The following is a 231-nucleotide window of genomic DNA, read 5'->3' on the forward strand; positions in this document are numbered from 1 at the left end:
TAATTTCGCTTGTGGGTATGGCGGCCCTGCTGTTTGCACCATTGAATGCAGTGACGTTCTTTGCAGCGATTGCCTGCGTGGCATTTAACTTTGGCGGCACTATTACCGTCTTTCCGTCACTGGTCAGTGAGTTCTTCGGCCTCAATAACCTGGCGAAAAACTACGGTGTGATTTACCTCGGTTTCGGTATCGGTAGCATTTGTGGTTCGATTATCGCCTCACTGTTTGGCG

At 49.8% G+C, this 231-nt stretch carries 1 pseudogene; it reads left to right on the forward strand.

The annotated features are described in order from the left end of the window. A pseudogene (locus SB756_RS36075) lies at positions 1 to 231 on the forward strand (hypothetical protein); the annotation flags it as partial.

It is taken from the genome of Pseudomonas sp. SIMBA_068 (assembly GCF_046534705.1).
GTDB lineage: Bacteria > Pseudomonadota > Gammaproteobacteria > Pseudomonadales > Pseudomonadaceae > Aquipseudomonas > Aquipseudomonas putida.